General features: G+C 71.7%; 19 protein-coding genes and 2 pseudogenes. 9 read left to right on the forward strand and 12 right to left on the reverse strand.

All coding sequences use genetic code 11. The annotated features are described in order from the left end of the window. The first annotated feature begins 1 nt into the window (after position 1). Positions 2-1,621, forward strand: coding sequence for an FAD/NAD(P)-binding protein (locus tag ACO0M4_RS28240; RefSeq protein WP_430373727.1), 1,620 nt, complete (start codon positions 2-4; stop codon positions 1,619-1,621). 193 nt (positions 1,622-1,814) lie between these two features. Here ACO0M4_RS28240 and ACO0M4_RS28245 read toward each other — a convergent pair. The 5 genes and pseudogenes from ACO0M4_RS28245 to ACO0M4_RS28265 all read right to left on the reverse strand — a co-directional run. After that, positions 1,815-1,952 (reverse strand): annotated as a pseudogene (locus tag ACO0M4_RS28245) (IS630 family transposase); the annotation flags it as partial. Between the two features lie 34 nt (positions 1,953-1,986). Continuing rightward, positions 1,987-2,229: pseudogene (locus ACO0M4_RS28250) on the reverse strand (IS5/IS1182 family transposase); the annotation flags it as partial. Positions 2,230-2,521: 292 nt separating this feature from the next. Next, complete coding sequence (locus ACO0M4_RS28255; RefSeq protein WP_430373729.1) at positions 2,522-3,106, reverse strand: transposase; 585 nt, start codon at positions 3,104-3,106, stop codon at positions 2,522-2,524. A gap of 23 nt (positions 3,107-3,129) precedes the next feature. Next, a complete protein-coding gene (locus tag ACO0M4_RS28260) occupies positions 3,130-3,474 on the reverse strand; it encodes a hypothetical protein (protein ID WP_430373730.1) in 345 nt (114 codons plus the stop codon). A gap of 3 nt (positions 3,475-3,477) precedes the next feature. Then, the gene (locus tag ACO0M4_RS28265; RefSeq protein WP_430373732.1) at positions 3,478-4,239 is read right to left on the reverse strand and encodes an SDR family oxidoreductase; all 762 of its coding nucleotides are present in this window, start codon (positions 4,237-4,239) and stop codon (positions 3,478-3,480) included. A 149-nt stretch (positions 4,240-4,388) separates the two neighbouring features. Here ACO0M4_RS28265 and ACO0M4_RS28270 point away from each other — a divergent pair, with 149 nt between their 5' ends. The 5 genes from ACO0M4_RS28270 (at position 4,389) to ACO0M4_RS28290 (ending at position 9,283) form a co-directional block, all read left to right on the forward strand. Next, on the forward strand, positions 4,389-5,255 hold the full coding sequence (locus tag ACO0M4_RS28270; RefSeq protein ID WP_430373733.1) for a helix-turn-helix transcriptional regulator: 867 nt from the start codon (positions 4,389-4,391) through the stop codon (positions 5,253-5,255). 324 nt (positions 5,256-5,579) lie between these two features. Next, positions 5,580-5,954 carry a hypothetical protein gene (locus ACO0M4_RS28275; RefSeq protein WP_430373734.1) on the forward strand — a complete coding sequence of 125 codons (375 nt, stop codon included), beginning with the start codon at positions 5,580-5,582 and terminating at the stop codon, positions 5,952-5,954. A gap of 2 nt (positions 5,955-5,956) precedes the next feature. Continuing rightward, positions 5,957-6,445: a thiol-disulfide oxidoreductase DCC family protein gene (locus tag ACO0M4_RS28280; RefSeq protein WP_430373735.1), complete on the forward strand. Its 489-nt coding sequence runs from the start codon at positions 5,957-5,959 to the stop codon at positions 6,443-6,445. A 78-nt stretch (positions 6,446-6,523) separates the two neighbouring features. After that, positions 6,524-7,228 (forward strand): TetR family transcriptional regulator, encoded by a 705-nt coding sequence (locus tag ACO0M4_RS28285; protein WP_430373962.1) that lies wholly within the window; start codon positions 6,524-6,526, stop codon positions 7,226-7,228. A gap of 324 nt (positions 7,229-7,552) precedes the next feature. Then, complete coding sequence (locus tag ACO0M4_RS28290; RefSeq protein WP_430373736.1) at positions 7,553-9,283, forward strand: amidase; 1,731 nt, start codon at positions 7,553-7,555, stop codon at positions 9,281-9,283. 46 nt (positions 9,284-9,329) lie between these two features. Here the strand turns inward: ACO0M4_RS28290 and ACO0M4_RS28295 are convergent, their stop codons facing one another. Then, complete coding sequence (locus tag ACO0M4_RS28295) at positions 9,330-9,788, reverse strand: nuclear transport factor 2 family protein (protein WP_430373737.1); 459 nt, start codon at positions 9,786-9,788, stop codon at positions 9,330-9,332. After that, positions 9,785-10,642, reverse strand: a complete 858-nt coding sequence (locus tag ACO0M4_RS28300) for an MFS transporter (protein WP_430373738.1) — start codon at positions 10,640-10,642, stop codon at positions 9,785-9,787. Before ACO0M4_RS28300 ends, ACO0M4_RS28295 begins: the two co-directional genes overlap by 4 nt. On the opposite strand from ACO0M4_RS28300, the gene ACO0M4_RS28305 reads away from it, so the two are divergent. Continuing rightward, positions 10,617-10,871: a hypothetical protein gene (locus ACO0M4_RS28305; protein ID WP_430373739.1), complete on the forward strand. Its 255-nt coding sequence runs from the start codon at positions 10,617-10,619 to the stop codon at positions 10,869-10,871. The two genes, ACO0M4_RS28300 and ACO0M4_RS28305, sit on opposite strands and share 26 nt — an antisense overlap. Before the next feature lie 177 nt (positions 10,872-11,048). On the opposite strand, the gene ACO0M4_RS28310 is transcribed toward ACO0M4_RS28305, so the two are convergent. Further along, entirely contained in the window at positions 11,049-11,384 is a 336-nt protein-coding gene (locus tag ACO0M4_RS28310) for a hypothetical protein (protein WP_430373740.1), read from the reverse strand. 181 nt (positions 11,385-11,565) lie between these two features. Here ACO0M4_RS28310 and ACO0M4_RS28315 point away from each other — a divergent pair, with 181 nt between their 5' ends. Then, complete coding sequence (locus ACO0M4_RS28315) at positions 11,566-12,360, forward strand: FadR/GntR family transcriptional regulator (RefSeq protein ID WP_430373741.1); 795 nt, start codon at positions 11,566-11,568, stop codon at positions 12,358-12,360. A gap of 448 nt (positions 12,361-12,808) precedes the next feature. On the opposite strand, the gene ACO0M4_RS28320 is transcribed toward ACO0M4_RS28315, so the two are convergent. After that, entirely contained in the window at positions 12,809-13,045 is a 237-nt protein-coding gene (locus ACO0M4_RS28320; RefSeq protein ID WP_430373982.1) for a hypothetical protein, read from the reverse strand. On the opposite strand from ACO0M4_RS28320, the gene ACO0M4_RS28325 reads away from it, so the two are divergent. Then, positions 13,028-13,597 (forward strand): pyridoxal phosphate-dependent decarboxylase family protein, encoded by a 570-nt coding sequence (locus tag ACO0M4_RS28325; protein WP_430373964.1) that lies wholly within the window; start codon positions 13,028-13,030, stop codon positions 13,595-13,597. The two genes, ACO0M4_RS28320 and ACO0M4_RS28325, sit on opposite strands and share 18 nt — an antisense overlap. Before the next feature lie 84 nt (positions 13,598-13,681). Here the strand turns inward: ACO0M4_RS28325 and ACO0M4_RS28330 are convergent, their stop codons facing one another. From ACO0M4_RS28330 to ACO0M4_RS28340, 3 genes are all read right to left on the reverse strand, one after another. Next, a complete protein-coding gene (locus tag ACO0M4_RS28330) occupies positions 13,682-14,458 on the reverse strand; it encodes an SDR family NAD(P)-dependent oxidoreductase (RefSeq protein WP_430373743.1) in 777 nt (258 codons plus the stop codon). Positions 14,459-14,673: 215 nt separating this feature from the next. Continuing rightward, a complete protein-coding gene (locus ACO0M4_RS28335; RefSeq protein ID WP_430373744.1) occupies positions 14,674-15,468 on the reverse strand; it encodes an HAD family hydrolase in 795 nt (264 codons plus the stop codon). 23 nt (positions 15,469-15,491) lie between these two features. Beyond that, positions 15,492-16,427 (reverse strand): M56 family metallopeptidase, encoded by a 936-nt coding sequence (locus ACO0M4_RS28340; RefSeq protein WP_430373746.1) that lies wholly within the window; start codon positions 16,425-16,427, stop codon positions 15,492-15,494. Positions 16,428-16,491: the final 64 nt, after the last annotated feature.

The following is a 16,491-nucleotide window of genomic DNA, read 5'->3' on the forward strand; positions in this document are numbered from 1 at the left end:
CGTGAACGCTACGCGCACGCCGGTGGTGACGGTCGTGGGCGGCGGCGCCTGCGGGATCGCGACCTGCGCCGCCCTGGTCCGTGAAGCGGCTGCCACCGGTCGCACCCGCCTGGAACTGCACCTGGTGGAGAAACAGCAACGCCTCGGCGACGGCATTGCCTACGCAAGCCCCTACGACTGGCACCTTCTCAACATGCAGGCTGCCACCATGAGCATCTGCCCCAACGCCCCCGACGACTTCGTCACGTGGCTCCAGGGCAGCGACCACGCCCCCACGGCGCGGGCCGGCGGTCCCGCCACCAACAACAGCACGCCGCACCAGGCGGCCTACGCGGCGGCTCCGTACGACGCGAGAGCATCCGCCGTGCCGAGCACGACACGTACCGCAGACGACCCAACCTTGCACCACGCCTATTTCCCGCGCCACCGCTTCGCCGCCTATCTCCGGCATCGCTTCTCCGAGACCGTCCGGGCCGCGGGGCAGGCCGGCGTCCGCCTGGAGGTGCATCAGGCGGAGGTCCTCGACTGCCACCCCTGGGGCCAGCGGCTCACCCTGGAATGCGACCGGGCCCTCCAACTCCCCAGCGCCGACCGGGCGGTCCTGTGCCTGGGCGATCTTCCCGGACCCACTCATCGTGAGTTCGTCGGCCACCCCCGTTACCACCAGGACCCATGGCGACTGGACGACTCCATTCCCCACGCTGCCACAGTCGGGATACTCGGCACCTCACTGTCCGCCGTAGACGCCCTGGCCCACCTCCACGCCACTGGACACACAAGCCCCATACATTGCTTCTCCCGCACCCGTCCGTTTCCCATGGTCCAACCCCCCGACATACACCCTTACACCCTGCGCCACCTGACCGAAGAACGCATCGCCCACCTCACCGCATCGCACCTTCGCCTCACACTCGTCCAGGTCGCCGACTTGATCATCGAGGAAATCCGCGACGCCACCCGGGGCCAGATCGGCGCAGCACGGCTGGTATCCCGCGCCCGCAGACACGACGACCTCGCCACCGACATCGAAGAGGCCCAATCCCACAGCACCAACTGGTACGAAGCCCTGGACGCAACCTCGCCCCTGGCACCCAGCCTGTGGCGCGCCCTACATCCTCGGGCCAAGACCGAGTTCCTGGCACACCATCAGGGCCTGTGGGCCACCTGGCGGCACCCCATGCCCCTACCCAACGCCCGACGCCTGCACAATCTCATCAAGACCGGGCAACTCCACTGGCACCCCGGAATCAAAACCGTGAGGGCGACCCGGAACGGCGGCTTCGAAGTCCGTTGCCGCCACGAGGGACGATATTCCCAGTGGCACGTCGACCACCTCGTCAACGCCATCGGCACGGGATTCCAACCCTGGCTCGCCGCGCACCCACTGCTCGGCGCGCTCCTCGACCGCGGAGTACTGACCGCACATCCTCACGGCGGAGTCGACGTCGACTTCGACACACTGCAGGCCCACACCGCCGGCGGACAGCCCGATACCCACATCTACTTCGTCGGCCCCCTTACCCGCGGCGTCCACTTCTACACGAACGCCGTCGAGACCAACTTGGCCAACATCACCCGCATGGCCACCCACCTCATCCGCTCCCTCCCCCCGTCCGAGTAGGAAACCCAGGACGGCTTTGGTGACGGTGGTGAGCCAGGCGGTGCTGCAGCGGGCATGTCGGCAGATCCTCCAGGTCTTCAGCCGGGCGACCCCTCGCTCGACCGGGTAGCGCAGCCCGGCATGGGCCTGGTTGACAGACCGCTGATGCGCGTCGAGTTCCTGTCGCGGCTTGCGGGCACGGCGAAGGTCCCGCCCGCGCCGAGGCAGCCGAGGTCGGCAGCACCATCGCGCGCCGGAACCGCACCGAACTCGTGCTACCCCAGCGCACGATCTGCTGCAGCTTCTGCCCCTCCTGGTCGGTCAGCCTGCGCACACGAACAAGTTCAGCCACCACGCCCCAAGCATTCGGAGAGGACGTCACCGCACTCCAACCCCCGGAGCCGCCACCCCGGCGAACCTTCCCGGCCAGAGGACTGGGGGTGGGCCTGCTTGGCACGGCGTTCGGGGATGGTGTGCTTGATCTGCCGGCGCCGCAGGTACCGGTGAGTGCGGCGAGACGAGCACGCGGTGTCGCCGCTCAAGTGGTCCGGCCGGGTGCGAGGCTGGCCACCAGCCGGACGGGTCACGCGAATGCGCTCCAGGTCTGGAGTCATCTGCGACCCGTCGCCCGTCGCCCGTCGCCTGTTGTCCGGGTGTCACTAGCTGTGGGCGACCTCGCCAACCACACCGACAACGGCGAGGCGAGGGAGGTGGTACGTGCAGTCCGCAGCACGGCTCCGGGCAAGAGCGAAAATAACGCGCCGTACAGGTCTTCACCGAGTTGACGTCGGTGCGTCTGGGCCCCCGCGAGCTCTTTCCCTGCTCCAGCAGCACTCGATCACCTTCTCCGACGACCGGAGCCGGGCCATCGCCGACCTCTGCGACGCCTCGGAGGCGGCCATCGCGTCAACACCGTTGCGTTCACCTTCTGGGGCGGGTTGCAAGTCCCTTTTCGAAGTAGGTGATCTTCGTGCTGATCGTGTAGGTCTGGGCGTGCTGGGGGTGCTGTCCGGTGTTGGGACTGTATTTGCTGCCGGGGTTCTTGCGGGGGCGAGCCTTGGCGCGGAGTCGTCGTCGGGCGGGCTGGAGCGCGTTCAGGGCAACGCGGCCGATCGTTCCGACGAGGGCTGTCGGGCCTGGGGCGGGGACGATGCCCTGGGCGAGCACGGCCTGCTCGCGGGCGGTGGTGAGGAGCACGGTGAAGCTGATGCGGTCCAGGTCGAGGGCGGGCCGGTCGTGTGCGGCGTCCGCGGCGGCGTGGATGAGGGCCTGGTAGACGGTGAGGAGGGCGTAGACCTCCTGGTCCAGGCCGTCCAGGCTGCGGGAGCGCAGGACCCGGCCGTCCAGCAGCGTCGCCTTGATCGAGAAGTAGGTGGTCTCCGCCTGCCACCGCTCGTGATATAGCTCGACCAGCTCGCTCGCCGGGTAGCGGTGGTGGTCCGTCAGGCTGGTGACCAGCCGCCACTGCTCGCAGGTGGTCGAGCCGTCGGCCAGGGTGCGGGTCACCTCGGCCTCGACGACGCGGACGGTCAGCAGTTTGGGCAGGACGCCGTAGCCGATGCGGGCGAGGTAGGAGCCGTCGGCCAGGCGCTGGACGGGGTGGGGACGCGGCGGGCGGAGGAGCGTACCAGGAACTGCGCGCCGCGCTCGCGTATGCCGGCCAGGAAGCGGCCGGCGTCGAAGGCGCAGTCGGCGAGCAGCAGCATCGAGTCGTCCAGCGCGTGCAGCAGACGGCGGGTGTAGGCGAGTTCGCCCTCCTGCTCGGGGCCGAAGGCGGCCGTCAGCAGGGCACGGGTACCGCACTCGACTAGGTGGGCGGCCTTGCCTGCCGGTGCTCCGCCGGGCGTGTGAATCGCCGGGCGGCCCCGGCTCACCGGTCATGCCTGCCGCGTCGGCAGCACGATCGCCTGGCGCAGGTTCACATGGCGGGCGCGGCTCGTGGTGTAGGCGATCAGGTCCGCGATGTCGTCCGCCGACAGGCCGACCAGTGCGTCGAACATGCCGTCCAGTTGGTCGGACAGCTCCGCGTTGTCGATGTGGCCGCCCAACTCCGTGTCGGTGAGGCCCGGTTCGATGTTGGTGACGCGGACGTCGCGCGGGCCCAGCTCGGTGCGGAGGGACTGCGAGAGGTAGGTCAGCGCGGCCTTCGTCGCGCCGTACACCGCGTAGTTCGGGAACGGGATGTGTGCGCCGATGGACGAGATGTTCACCAGGTCCGCCGTCCGGCCCGCCGCGGCCACCGCGATCAGGTCCTGGGTGAAGGCGCGGATGACGTGCAGTGCGCCGGCCACGTTCGTGTCGAGCATGCGCTGCCACTCGTCGGCGCGGCCCTCGGTGACGGGGTTCGGCAGCATCACGCCGGCCGCGTTGACCACCAGGTCGACTTCGCCGTACGCCGCGTGCACCCGCTCCACCGCCGCATCCACGGAGGCCGTGTCGGTGACGTCGGTGGCGACCGCGAGGGCCTGCCCGCCGTCCGCCTCGATCGTGGCGGCCAGCCCGGTCAGCCGCTCGGCCCGGCGGGCGAGCAGCGCCACCCGCACCCCGTGCGAGGCGAGCAACCGGGCGGTGGCCTCGCCCATGCCGCTGGCGGCTCCGGTGATGACGGCGGTGCGGCCGGTGAGGGTGTCGTACGACATGGGAACTCCTGGTGCGGTGGGTGTCGTCGTCGGGCGTTTCCCGGTGACGACACCCACCTTGCGCTCTGTCGCCGGGCTTACCCAGGGTGGCCTTTTTCCTGGGTCTGGCAGTACCAGGAACGGAGGGGGCGGGGCCTAGGATCGCCGACATGGACATAGCCATCGGCCGGGAACTCGGCGACTTCCTGCGCTCCCGGCGCGCCCGTATCCAGCCCGAGGAGGTCGGACTGCCGGGTCACGGCAGGCGGCGGGTGCCGGGCCTGCGCCGCGAGGAGGTCGCCCAGCTCGCCGGCGTCAGCGTCGACTACTACATCCGCCTGGAACAGGGCCGCGGCCCCTCGGTCTCGGACGCCGTCCTCGACGCCATCGGGCGGGTGCTGCGTCTCGACGACACCGAGCAGGAATACCTGCGGCGGGTGGCCAGGCCCGCCGCCCGGCGGGCGTCCGCCGGCCGCCGCGAGTCCGCCGGCGGTCCCGCGGTCCAGAAGGTCCGCCCCGGCCTGCGGCTCCTCCTGGACACCATCGACAAGGCCCCGGCGTTCGTGCTCGGCCGCCGTATGGACGTGCTCGCGTGGAACGGCCTGGCCGACGCCGTCGTCGGCTTCTCGCAGATGGCCCCCGAGGACCGCAACATGCCGCGGCAGGTGTTCCTCGAACCGCGGGCGCGTGAGCTGTACCTGGACTGGTCGGCGGTGGCCGCGGAAACGGTTGCCCATCTGCGGCTGTACGCGGGCAACCACCCGCAGGACGAGCAACTGGGCGCATTGGTGGGTGAGTTGTCGCTGGGGAGCGAGGACTTCCGTCGTCTGTGGGCGGACCACCAGGTCAAGGAGAAGTCGTACGGCGCGAAGCGCCTGATGCACTCGGTGGTCGGCGAACTCGACATGCCGTATGAGACGTTGACGGTGCCGGGGGAGTCGGGGCAGATGCTGGTGGTCTACACGCCGGAGCCGGGCTCGCAGACGGAGGAACGCTTGAAGCTCCTGGCCAGCTGGGCGGCGCCAGCGGTGGTCTGAGTAGGGCGCGGTTCCTGGTGCGGAGCGTTCTCCGGCGGGGCGTGGCCCCCGGCGTGGCGCGGTTCCTGACTTGCCGGTGTGGTGGTCAGGGGTCGCGCCGCTGTGATTTTGGGGTGTCGTCGTGCCCCGTCTCACCCGCGGGCAATGGTCGGTGGGTCCGTAGGTCATCTGTCCATTCGTCCATCCACCCACCCACCCATCCATTCATCCACCCATCCATTCATCCACCCCCGCCGCCCTCCACCCTCACTTGAACGCGTTCAAAAACGGGGCTACAGTCGCTTTCGGTAAGAGTTTTGAACACGTTCAAGAAGGAGTCGGGGCGTGGATCTCACCGTCTGGGTGGCCCGCACCCTCAGCCGGAACGGGCGGGTCTTCCTCGCGGACGTCCTGCGCGGGAACGAGAAGTTGGCGGACGCCGTCAACCACCTGCTCGTGGTCGGCTTCTACCTCGTGAACCTCGGGTTCGTCGCGCTGTACCTCCAGGACGACGCCACTATCGCCACCTCGCGGCAGGTGTTCGAGGCGCTGTCGACGAAGCTCGGTGTCGTACTGCTGGTGCTCGGGCTGATGCACCTCGGGAACGTCTTCGCGCTCAACAAGTTCCGTCGGCGCGGGATGATGGACCGGGAGCAGACCCCGCCGGTGCTGCCGCAGGGGTACACCCAGCCCGTGGCCGCCGGGCCGGCGCAGGCGTGACGGTGACCACCGTCTTGGGGGACCGGGGTGCCGCGAGCGCCCCGGTCCGCCGACTGACCGTGCTGTACGACGCGCACTGTCCGCTGTGCGCCTTCGTGCGCGACTGGCTCGTCCGGCAGCATCAGCTGGTGCCGCTGGACCTGGTGCCGGCCGGTACGCCGGAGGCCCGGCAGCGGCTGCCGGAGCTGGACCACGCCAGCACGCTGGAGGAGATCACCGTGGTCGGGGACGGCGGGCAGGTGTACCGGGGTGCCGCCGCCTGGGTGGTGTGCCTGTGGGCCTTGGCGAAGTACCGGCCGCTGGCCCACCGGCTCAGTACCCGCTCCGGGCTCCGGTTTGCCCGCGGGGCGGTGCTCGCCGCGGCGCAGTACCGCGAGACGCACCGGCGCCCCCGGCCCGTTGAGGGGGAGGTATCCCACCCGAGGGGTGCGGCCCCGACGGGTTCGGCCGCTCCGCAGGGCTGCCGCAGCGGTTGCGCGGTGCGCGATTAGGCTCTGACCGTGCCAGCAGAGAACCAGCCCCGACCGGCCAAGAGCGAGCAGACCCGCACCCTGATCCTGGAGACGGCGATGCGGCTGTTCCAGGAGCTGGGCTACGACAAGACCACGATGCGGGCCATCGCCAAGGAGGCCGGGGTCTCCGTCGGGAACGCGTACTACTACTTCGCGGGCAAGGAGCACCTGATCCAGGGCTTCTACGACCGGATCGCCGCCGAGCACCAGGCGGCGGTCCGTGACGTACTGGACCGGGAGACGGACCTGGAGGAGCGGCTGACCGGGGTGTTGCGGGTGTGGCTGGACATTGCCGCGCCGTACCACGAGTTCGCGGCCCAGTTCTTCAAGAACGCCGCGGACCCGGAGAGCCCGCTCAGCCCCTTCTCGGCCGAGTCCGAGCACGCCCGCGAGGCGGCCATCGCCGTGCACCGCGAAGTGTTGGCGGGGTCGAAGGCGAAGGTGCCGGCCGAACTCGCCGAAATTCTGCCCGAGCTGATGTGGCTGTCCCAGATGGGCCTGGTGCTGTACTGGGTGTTCGACCGTTCCGAGGGGCGCGAGCGCAGCCGCCGGCTGGCCGGTCGTGGCGCCCGGCTGACGGCGCGCGGGGTGTCACTGGCCCGCTTCCGGGTGCTGCGGCCCCTGGTGCACGAGGTGCACGAACTGTTCACCGACTTCCTGCCCGGCATGGCCCAGACCGTGGTCTCCCGCAAGGGGACGACGGGTGCGAAGGAGGAGAAGGGGGAGAAGGGCGCGGCGGGGTCGGCGGGGGCGATGGGCTAGCGCCACGCACGCGGTCACCAACGTGCTGCGGCACTCCAACGCCGAGCAGTGCTCCATTCGACTGGACGTGACCGGGTGGAGGTCATCGACAACGGCACGGCTACCTCCGGGGCGAGGACCGGTCACGGGCTGGACGGCCCGGCCGAGCGACTGGCCGCGGTCTCGGGCACGTTGGAACACGCTGAGGCCAACGGGTGGCTGTGGGGGAGCAGTTCTCCTCTGTGGGGCGGCGTTCCGCGGGGCCCGACGTCCCTGGGCCCGGCCACCGGACGCGGCGCGAAAGGCTCTTGTGCGGGGGCGTCGGCCTGTAGTCCGCTGGGTTTCATGAGGAGCAGGAGGAAGCGGAGCATCGCCACGTTGATCGGTGCGCTGGTGGTGGGGTCCTTGTGCGCGGGCGTACCGACGCCGCGTGCGGGCGCCGCTGAAGCCGCTGGGTACCGCGGCGGCGGAGGGTCGCCGTCGGGCGGTGGGTCGGCGTTGGGCGGTGGGTCGGCGACGCCAGGCACCGACGCCGACCGCCACGCCGACCACGATGCCGACCGCTACGACCAGGATGCCGACATCGGCGTCGACCTCGACACCGTGACCATTCCGGAACTCCAGGCGCGCATGGCGCACGGTTCCCTGACCTCGTCGGCGCTGACCACTGCCTACCTGCGGCGGATCAAGGCCATCGACCCCAAGATCCGGGCCCTGTTGCGCACCGACCCGACGGCCCTGCGCCAGGCGGCCGCCAGCGATGCCCGGCACCGGCGCGGCGAACCCCGCGGCCCGCTCGACGGCATCCCCGTTCTGCTCAAGGACAACATCGACACCCGTGACCTGCCCACCACGGCCGGTTCGCTGGCGCTCGCCGGCAGCCCGCCGGACCGCGACGCCGCCCTGGTGACCCGTCTGCGCGAGGCGGGAGCGGTGATCCTCGGTAAGACCAATCTGTCCGAGTGGGCCAACTTCCGCGCGGAGAAACCGACTTCGGGGTGGTCGGCGGTGGGCGGGCAGACCCACAACCCCTACGTACTGGACCGGAATCCGTGCGGGTCCTCCGCGGGTTCGGCCGCCGCGGTCGCCGCGTCGTTGGCGCAGGTGGCGATCGGGACCGAGACGGACGGTTCCATCGTGTGCCCGGCCGGGATGAACGGGGTGGTCGGCCACAAGCCCACTCTCGGCCTGGTCAGCCAGGCCGGAGTGGTCCCGATCTCCGCCGAGCAGGACACTGCGGGGCCCATGGCGCGCAACGTGATCGACGCCGCGCTCACCTTTGCGGTGCTCAGCGGTGGGGAGGCCGCGCGCCACGGCGGATCCGGCGGCCGCCCGGCGGGGCTGCTGCGCCCGGACGGTCTGCGAGGCAAACGGATCGGCCTGTGGCGGCTGCCCGAGCTCGGGCCGGAGGTGGACGCCGTACTGACCCGGACCGCGGAGCGGCTGCGTACTGCGGGAGCCGAGGTCGTCGAGGTGACCCCGCCGTACCAGAAGCGCCTGGCGGACCTCGAATTCCCGGCGCTGTTGAGCGAGTTCCACCGGGACATCGACGCCTACCTCCCCACCCGGGGCGGGCCGCAGAACCTCGCCGCGCTCATCGCGTTCAACCGCGCCCACCCGGCCGAACGCACCTGCTTCGCGGGCCAGGAACTGTTCGAGCGGGCACTTGCCGCGCCGTCCACCACCGATCCGAAGTACCGGGCCGTACGCGCGGAGTTGACGGATCTCGCCCGGCGCTCCATCGACGAGACCATGGCCGCGCACCGGCTGGACGCCATCGCCGCGCCGACGAACCCGCCCGCCTGGACGACCGACTGCGCACGGGGCGACAACGACGTCATTCCGTCCTCCACGCCCGCGGCCGTGGCCGGATACCCGTCGTTGTCGGTGCCGGCCGGATTCGTGAACGAACTCCCCGTGGGGCTCCTGCTGATGGCCGGTGATCGCCAGGATGGCGAACTGCTGTCGCTGGGGGCCGCGGTGGAAAACCGCCTGCACGCCTGGCGGGCGCCGCGGTATCTGCCCTCGGTGGGGAGTTCGGCGGGCAACCAAGGGGGCAGCGGCGCCGCGCGATGAGTGGGGTCGGCGGCTTCCCGTTCTTCTCGGGCGCGGGTGATTCCGGTCAGCGCCCGGGGTCCTGGTCCGCCGGTGCGAACGCCCGGGCCACGGCGAGGCTGTCCTCGTAGATGTGGTGTCGGGTGACCGCGCCGTTCTCGACGGTGAGGTGGAAGGCGAAGCGGGCGCGGTAGGCGCGCCCGGTGGCCCGGGCGGTCTGGCGGATCTCGCCGAGCACGACGGCGTCCGGGCCGTCCACGAGGATCCGCTCGATCTGGGTGGCCGCGGCCCCGGCGACGTGGTGCTCGGCCAGTTCGCGGTAGTGGGCGGCGGCGTCGGCGCGGGTGGTGCGGTGGCGGATCCAGGGGGTGGCGGCGCGGCCGTGCTCGGCCTCGGGCCAGTCCAGCTTCCAGTCGGCGTGGTCGGCGTACAGCTCCGCGATGCGCTCGGGATCACCCTCGCCGATACGGCGCAGCAGCTCTTCCACGATGGTGCGGGTGGTGGCCGTCGGTGCGGTCGTGGTCATGGTGGGGGTGCCCCTTCGGCTGGTGGATCGGTCGGTCGGTTGGTCGATGCGGTGCGGCGGGGGCGGTTTGCCCGTGTTGCCGGGGTGTCCTCATCCTGGCGGGGGCGGGCGGATGCGGCGATTACCTCGGAGGTAACGGGCGCCGGTCGCGAGCCGGACGGGCCGGTGGCCCGCAGGCGGTATCCCGCGGACCGTCCCCTTCCGAAACCGTTGAAACGTTCCCGTTCCGACCCTTCCTTTCCGACCCTTCCTTTCCGACCGTTCCGTTGGTTTTTCGTTCCGCTCGGTGTCAGCCGGACTCTCCGCGGGTGCTTCGCCGTCCCTGGGTGACCAGACAGACCGCGCTGAGCAGGGCCATGGCGGCGAACGCGAGGGCGACCGGGGTCCAGGAATTGCCGGACGCGGTGAACAGCCAGGTGGTGGCGGCCGGGGCCAGGGTGCCGGCCAGGCCCGGCGGTCTGGAAGCTCATGGACAGGCCCGTGTACCGGGTGCGGGGGGCGAACCATCCGGACACCAGGGTTCCGATCGCGGCGTAGGCGATGGTGCTGGCCAGCATGGGCAGGCACATGGCGAGCCAGAGGCCGGGGACGGAACGGGTCTCGGCGAGCCAGAACATCGGGAAGGCGACCACGACGTGGAGCAGGATGCCGATCGGGGTGATCCGGCGCAGGCCGAACCGGTCGGCGGCCAGGGCGGCGAGCGGGGTGCAGACGATGACCACGAGGGAGGCGGCGGTGCCGGCGCCGGCGGTCTGCGCGTCGGTGAAGCCCAGATCGTCGACGGCGTAGGTCGACATGAAGGTGACCACGATGTAGTAGCCGCCGACGGTGATCAGGAACGCGCCGGAGGCCAACAGCCAGGTCCGCCAGGCGTTGCGCCTGAGATCACAGACGCCGGACGGGGTGCGGCAGGAAATCTACGCGCACCTGATCGTCCACCATGCCCCCCGGGGTCTGCTGGACGAGGCAGCCAGGCTGCACGAGAGCGTCGCCGAGCGGACCTCGTTCACCCGGGCCCTGCACGTCGTCCGCCGCACGGTGATCGCACCGAGCGGCTTTTCCCCCCTCCGCCCGCAGACGTGACCGCCGCCTGGGCCTCAACGAGATCGGACAGAGCCTGCTGCCCCGCCGCCGCCCCCGTGACTGCCCCCGCAAAATCCGCTCGTGCATCACCGGCTACGGCAGCAAGGCCCCCGGAGAACCCGCCAGCCACCGTCGTTCACCGGTCGTCGTCACCCTGAACCACCGGTGACACGACCACTAAAGCAACGGCATTGCCCTTAAGGCGTGGGGGAGGTCGCCGATGTGCCCGAAGGCGATCGCGCCGAGCGGGCGGCCGAGCGCGCCGACGAACAGCGTGGCGAAGGACATCAGGGTGCCCAGGGCGCGGTTCATCTCGGGGAAGAAGAGTTCGGGGAAGACCAGCGCGGCCGCCGTGGCGTAGATGCCGAAGTCGTACCACTCGACGCTGGTGCCGATCAGTGAGGCGGTGGCGATCTTCCACGGGCTGGACGGTTGCGCGGGACCGGTGCCGCTGCTGTTGCTGGTGCTCGGCTCTGGGGCGGAGCTCGGTGGGGCACCTGCGGTTGTGCTCATGATGACGCTCCTCACGGCGGTCCCACGGGACGGTGGACCGCTGCGGGGTGAGGTGGGGCGGTGCCCGGTCCGGCCGGTCAATCCAATGGGTTTACCTGGGATCCAAAAATGATGAGGTGACCGTAGGAGGGGGCTGGGCGCCTGTCAATAGGTTCCCGGGGAAGTCCAATAAGCTGGGGGTGTGAGTGAGGGCGTGCGTGACGAGGGTTCCGACGGGCCGGGCCGCGGTGGCGACGGCGAGCGGATGAACGGGGCGGGGCAGCAGTCCTCGCGGGCGGTGGTGGCCGAGGCGCTGCGGCAGCGGATCGCGCTCGGCGGCTTCGGGCCGGGCGACCGGCTGCCGCCGGAGCGGGAGTTGGCCGCCGCGTTCGGCGTGGGGCGCAACACCGTGCGGCAGGCGCTGCGCGAGCTGGCGGACGAGGGGCTGGTGCACACCACCCTCGGGCGCTCGGGCGGCACCCGGATCGCCCCGGCCCGGCCGGGCGGCGACAGTGCGCGCGCCGCGGTCACCGCCGGGATCCGGGCGTCGCTGCGCGACTACATGGAATACCGGCAGGCCATCGAGCCGTACGCGGCCCGGCTGGCCGCCGAGCGCGGGGGCGGTGCGGCGCGTCGGGAACTGGTGGCGCTGCTCGACGCCAAGGTCGCGGACCTGGGCGCGTACCACCGGATCGACACCCGCTTCCACCTCGGCCTGGCCTCCGCGGGCGGTAACGAGGTGCTGGCGGCGGCGGTGACCCGGGCGCGGGCCGAGATGTTCGTGGCCGGCAACGCGCTCTGGCTGGGCTCGGACTGGAGCCGGGTCTATCCCACGGACCGGGATTTCGGGCTGGCCATCCGCGAGGAGCACGAGGCGATCGCGTTCGCGGTACTGGCCGGGGACGGCGCGGCCGCGGAGGCGGCCATGCGGGAGCATCTGCGGGACGCGCACCGGCAGTTCCTCGCCGTGCTGGACCAGTTCGCCGCGCACGAATAGGGCCCGTCCGGTGGGTCAGGGTCGGATAGGCCGCGGACCCGGCCATGACCCACCGGACCCGCCCCAGGGTCCGGGCGGTGGGGTGAGGTCGGATGGGCCGCGGCCGACGTGATGCCGTCCCCTGTCGTCCCCTGTCGTCCCCTGTCGTTCCTCGCCGTCCTCGGCGGGCCTTGATTGACGCTCCGTACCGTGGCCGCTTACGCTCCCGAAAATGGGCCTGGTTGAGATCCATTGGATCCGGAGTGTGGGGATCCCGCTACGCGACAGGAGAGACGCCCGTGCACGCTTACGACGAGGAACTCGCCCAGCAGGTCATGGACCACCTGCGGCACCGGCTCCGGCTCGACCCGCCGCCGCTGGGCCGCCTCGGCGAGGCCGGCGAGCTCTCCGTCGCCCTCAAGGACGCGATAGGCACCGGCCCGCGCCCGGTGGCCGACGTGCTGCGCACCTACGCCGAGGACCTCGAACCCACCGTCGCCTCCTGCGACCACCCCGCCTTCCTGGCGTTCATCCCCGGTGCGCCCACCAAGGCCGCGGCCCTCTTCGACATGGTGCTCTCCGCGTCCTCGCTGCACGGCGTGTCCTGGCTGGAGGCGTCCGGCGCGGTGGCCGCATCGACGCGGCCTACGGCGGCGCCGCGCTCTTCGTCCCCGAACTGCGCGACCGGCTGCGCGGCATCGAGCACGCCGACTCGCTGGTCATGGACCCGCACAAGTGGATGTTCGCGCCCTTCGACTGCGGCGCCCTGCTCTACCGCGCACCGCACTTGGCCCGCGCGGTGCACACCCAGGACGCCTCCTACCTCGACGCCATCCACGGCGCCGACGGCGACACCCCGGGAGAGTGGAACCCCAGCGACTACGCCTACCACCTCACCCGCCGCCCGCGCGGACTGCCGCTGTGGTTCTCGCTGGCCGTCCACGGCACCGACGCCTACCGCGACGCCATCGCCCGGGGCGCCGGCATCGCCCGCTGGACCGCCGACCGGGTACGGGCGACCGACGGCTTGGAGCTGCTGCGCGAGCCGGAGTTGACCGTGGTCCTGGTGCGCCGCACCGGGTGGCGGCCCGAGGACTACTACGCCTGGTCCAAGCGGCTGCTGGCCTCCGGGGTGGCCTTCGTGACCCCCAGCGTGTGGGAGGGCGAGACCGTCGCCCGGCTGGCGTTCCTGCACCCGGGCATCAGCGAGGAGACGGTCGACGGCATCCTGAACTCCCTGGTGGTGGAGGGGAGTTAGGGCCTGTCCGGTGGATCAGGGTCGGACAGGTCCAAGGCCGGGGAGGAAGGCTGGAGGGGGGCGGAAGGCGCGGTGGGCGGGGCCTCAGGTCACCGAGAAGCCGCCGTCGACGAACACCGTCTGGCCGGTCACGTACGCCGCACCGGGGCCGGCGAGGAACACCGCGGCGCCCGCGAAGTCGGCCAGCTCGCCGTTGCGACCGGCCATCGTCCGGCGCGCCATCGCCTCGGTGCGCACCGGATCGGCGAAGACCGCCGCGTTGAGCGGGGTGCGTACGAAGCCAGGGGCGAGGGCGTTGACGCTCACCCCGTGCCGGGACCACGCCTCGGCCTGGGAGCGGGTCAGCGCCGCCAGCCCTGCCTTGGACACCCCGTAGGCGCCGCTGTTGCCGAACGCCCGGATCGACTGCTGGGAGGCGATGTGGAGGATCCGCCCCCAGCCCCGCTCCGCCATACCGGGCCCGAAGCGCTGGCCCAAGAGGAACGGGGCGTCCAAGTTGACCGCCATCGTGCGGTCCCACTCCTCGGTGTTCAACTCGTCCATGGGCGGCCGGGGGTTGACTCCGGCGGCGTTGACGAGGATGTCCGGCCCGCCGAACCGGTGTGCCACCTCGTCGGCGCCCGCCCGGACCGCCGCCCGGTCACCCAGGTCGGCGGCGACCCAGTCCGCGGTGCAGCCCGCCGCCCGCAACTCCTCGGCGGCGGACCGCAACGGGTCCGGGCGGCGCGCCATCAGGACGACGGTGGCCCCGGCACGGCCCAGCGCCTCGGCGATGGCCCGCCCGATCCCGGAACTGCCCCCGGTCACCAGGGCCCGGCGGCCGGCGAGCGAGAACAGCGCGTCGAGGTACGGGGTGGGCACGGGATCGGCCTCCTGGTCGGACGGAACGCCGCGCGTCGGTGTGGTGCGGCAGGGCGTCGGGCTCCTCGACGATCACATACCGCCCTGTGCCGCGCCACTCCTTCCGGACAGCGACGGCCTCATGCCCGCGTTTCCCCCTGCCCCGTGCCCCGTACCGCGGTGTTCCGTGGCCCGTTCCGAGGTGCCCCGTTCCGAGGTGCCCCGTGCCCGTCCGTTCAGTCGATCAGGTCCAGGACCGGGCGCAGGCCGCCGGGGCGGCGGTGGACGGGGAGGTGATCGACCGGGAAGTAGGCGCAGCCGACGGCGGTGGCGCCGCCGTCGGCGGTGCGGTCGTCGCCGACCATCAGGACCCGTGGCGGTGCCACCCCCAACTCCCGGCAGGCGAGCGCGAAGAGGCGCGGATCGGGCTTCTGCAGGGCGTGCTCGTAGGAGAGGACGCAGGCGGTGAGGTGGTGGTCGAGGCCGTGGGCCCGCAGGACCGGGCGGAGGTCCCAGCCGATGTTGCTGAGGACGCCGGTGCGGATGCCGCGGTGGTGGAGCGCGGTCAGCACCTCGGCGGCGTCGGGGTAGGGCAGCCAGGCTTCCGGGGTCCGGTGGCGCTCGTAGAGGACGTCGTAGAGCGACCGGGTGGCGCCCGGCGAGTCGTACAACTCGGGGAACGGAAGGGGGACTTGGCGGGCGAGGCCGGTGTAGAGCGCGCGGTGGTGGTGGGCGTCGCGGTCCCGGACGTCCCAGAGGGCGGTCAGCGCGTCGGGGATCGTGGCCGGCGTCGCGCCGCCGGGGAGGGCGCCGGCCTGTTCCAGGGCGGCGGCCAACTGGGCGATCTCGGCCTCGGTGAGCGGGCAGGGCGCGGTGCCGGGTGCGGCGTGGAAGGCGGCGAGGGAGGCGCGGAGCCAGGATTCGGTCGGCTCGATGCGCAGCAGAGTCCCGGAGAAGTCGAACAGCACGCCGTCGATGCCGCCGCCGGCCGTACCGCCGGGTGCGCCGTTGGTGGTCGTCATGGTGACCATGGTGACGGTTCTTCGGTGGCCGGTCAGGTGAGCGCGCTGAGTCCGGGCCCGAACGCGACCAGGAGCGGGACGGCGGGGAGCAGCAGGGCGTACGCGGTCATCCGCAGGCGGCGGCCGGGGGTGAACCGGGCGGCCGGGGCCAGTAGCCGGTCGACCCGTTGGGGTACCTGGGCGAGCTGGGGCGGGCAGGGCCCGAACACCCCGCTGTCCTCGTTGAGTTCGACCAGTGCCAGGGCGATGGTCAGGCGGCCGAAGCGGCGCGAGGCGACGTCGTCGGCGGCCATCTCGACCAGCCGGTGGACCTGGTCCCGGAACGCGGCGAAGACCGGGATCTGCGGGAAGCCGCCGGCCAACGCCGATGCGCAGTGCAGCAGGACGTCGTGGCGGGCCCGGAGGTGGCCCTGCTCGTGGGCGATCAACGCATCGACCTGACGACCCTTCAGGCGCTGCAACGCCGCAGTGGTGATGACCAGTTGCCGCGAGGGGTGGTGCAGCCAGAACGCTCCCGGCCGGTCGCCCTCCAGGACCACCAGGCGGCCGCCGCGCGGGTCCTCGCCGGGCAGCAGCGGTGAGCGGCGCCGCAGTTCGGTCCGGCGCCGCCGCCGGCGGGCCCGCGCCGCCCGCACCTCCCGGGTCAGCGCCACCGCCGTCCACGCGCCGCCGCCGGCCAGCAACAGTGCCAACACACCGGCCCACGGCCCGTACGTATTGAGCGCGTACGCCTCGACGACCACCCGCGGTGCGAAGCGGAAAACCGGGCTGCGGACCGCGTCCCAGGCGGCGGCCGCGCTCAGTGACATGGCCAGCGCACAGCACAGCAGGACGCCGGACACCACGCACTGCCACACCCACAGGGCCAGGACCGGCTCGCGGTCGGGCCAGTCCGAACGGGCCATCAGGCGCGGCGCCATCGCCGCGGCCAGCACGCCGAGGATCATCAGCGTGAGGGGGACCATCATGGCGTCAGCCTATGAGCGCCCCACTACCGGTTGGTACGGTCCTGCGGCGGAAGTGACGTACACC

Source organism: Streptomyces sp. RGM 3693 (genome assembly GCF_050471125.1).
In the GTDB taxonomy this organism is placed as follows: domain Bacteria; phylum Actinomycetota; class Actinomycetes; order Streptomycetales; family Streptomycetaceae; genus Streptomyces.

Excerpts from the sequence above, each read along its gene's own strand:
- ACO0M4_RS28265 (WP_430373732.1), bottom strand. The coding sequence starts at position 4,239 with ATGTCGTACGACACCCTCACCGGCCGCACCGCCGTCATCACCGGAGCC.
- ACO0M4_RS28270 (WP_430373733.1), top strand. The coding sequence starts at position 4,389 with ATGGACATAGCCATCGGCCGGGAACTCGGCGACTTCCTGCGCTCCCGG.
- ACO0M4_RS28285 (WP_430373962.1), top strand. The coding sequence starts at position 6,524 with ATGCGGCTGTTCCAGGAGCTGGGCTACGACAAGACCACGATGCGGGCC.
- ACO0M4_RS28290 (WP_430373736.1), top strand. The coding sequence starts at position 7,553 with ATGAGGAGCAGGAGGAAGCGGAGCATCGCCACGTTGATCGGTGCGCTG.
- ACO0M4_RS28295 (WP_430373737.1), bottom strand. The coding sequence starts at position 9,788 with ATGACCACGACCGCACCGACGGCCACCACCCGCACCATCGTGGAAGAG.
- ACO0M4_RS28310 (WP_430373740.1), bottom strand. The coding sequence starts at position 11,384 with ATGAGCACAACCGCAGGTGCCCCACCGAGCTCCGCCCCAGAGCCGAGC.
- ACO0M4_RS28335 (WP_430373744.1), bottom strand. The coding sequence starts at position 15,468 with ATGGTCACCATGACGACCACCAACGGCGCACCCGGCGGTACGGCCGGC.
- ACO0M4_RS28340 (WP_430373746.1), bottom strand. The coding sequence starts at position 16,427 with ATGATGGTCCCCCTCACGCTGATGATCCTCGGCGTGCTGGCCGCGGCG.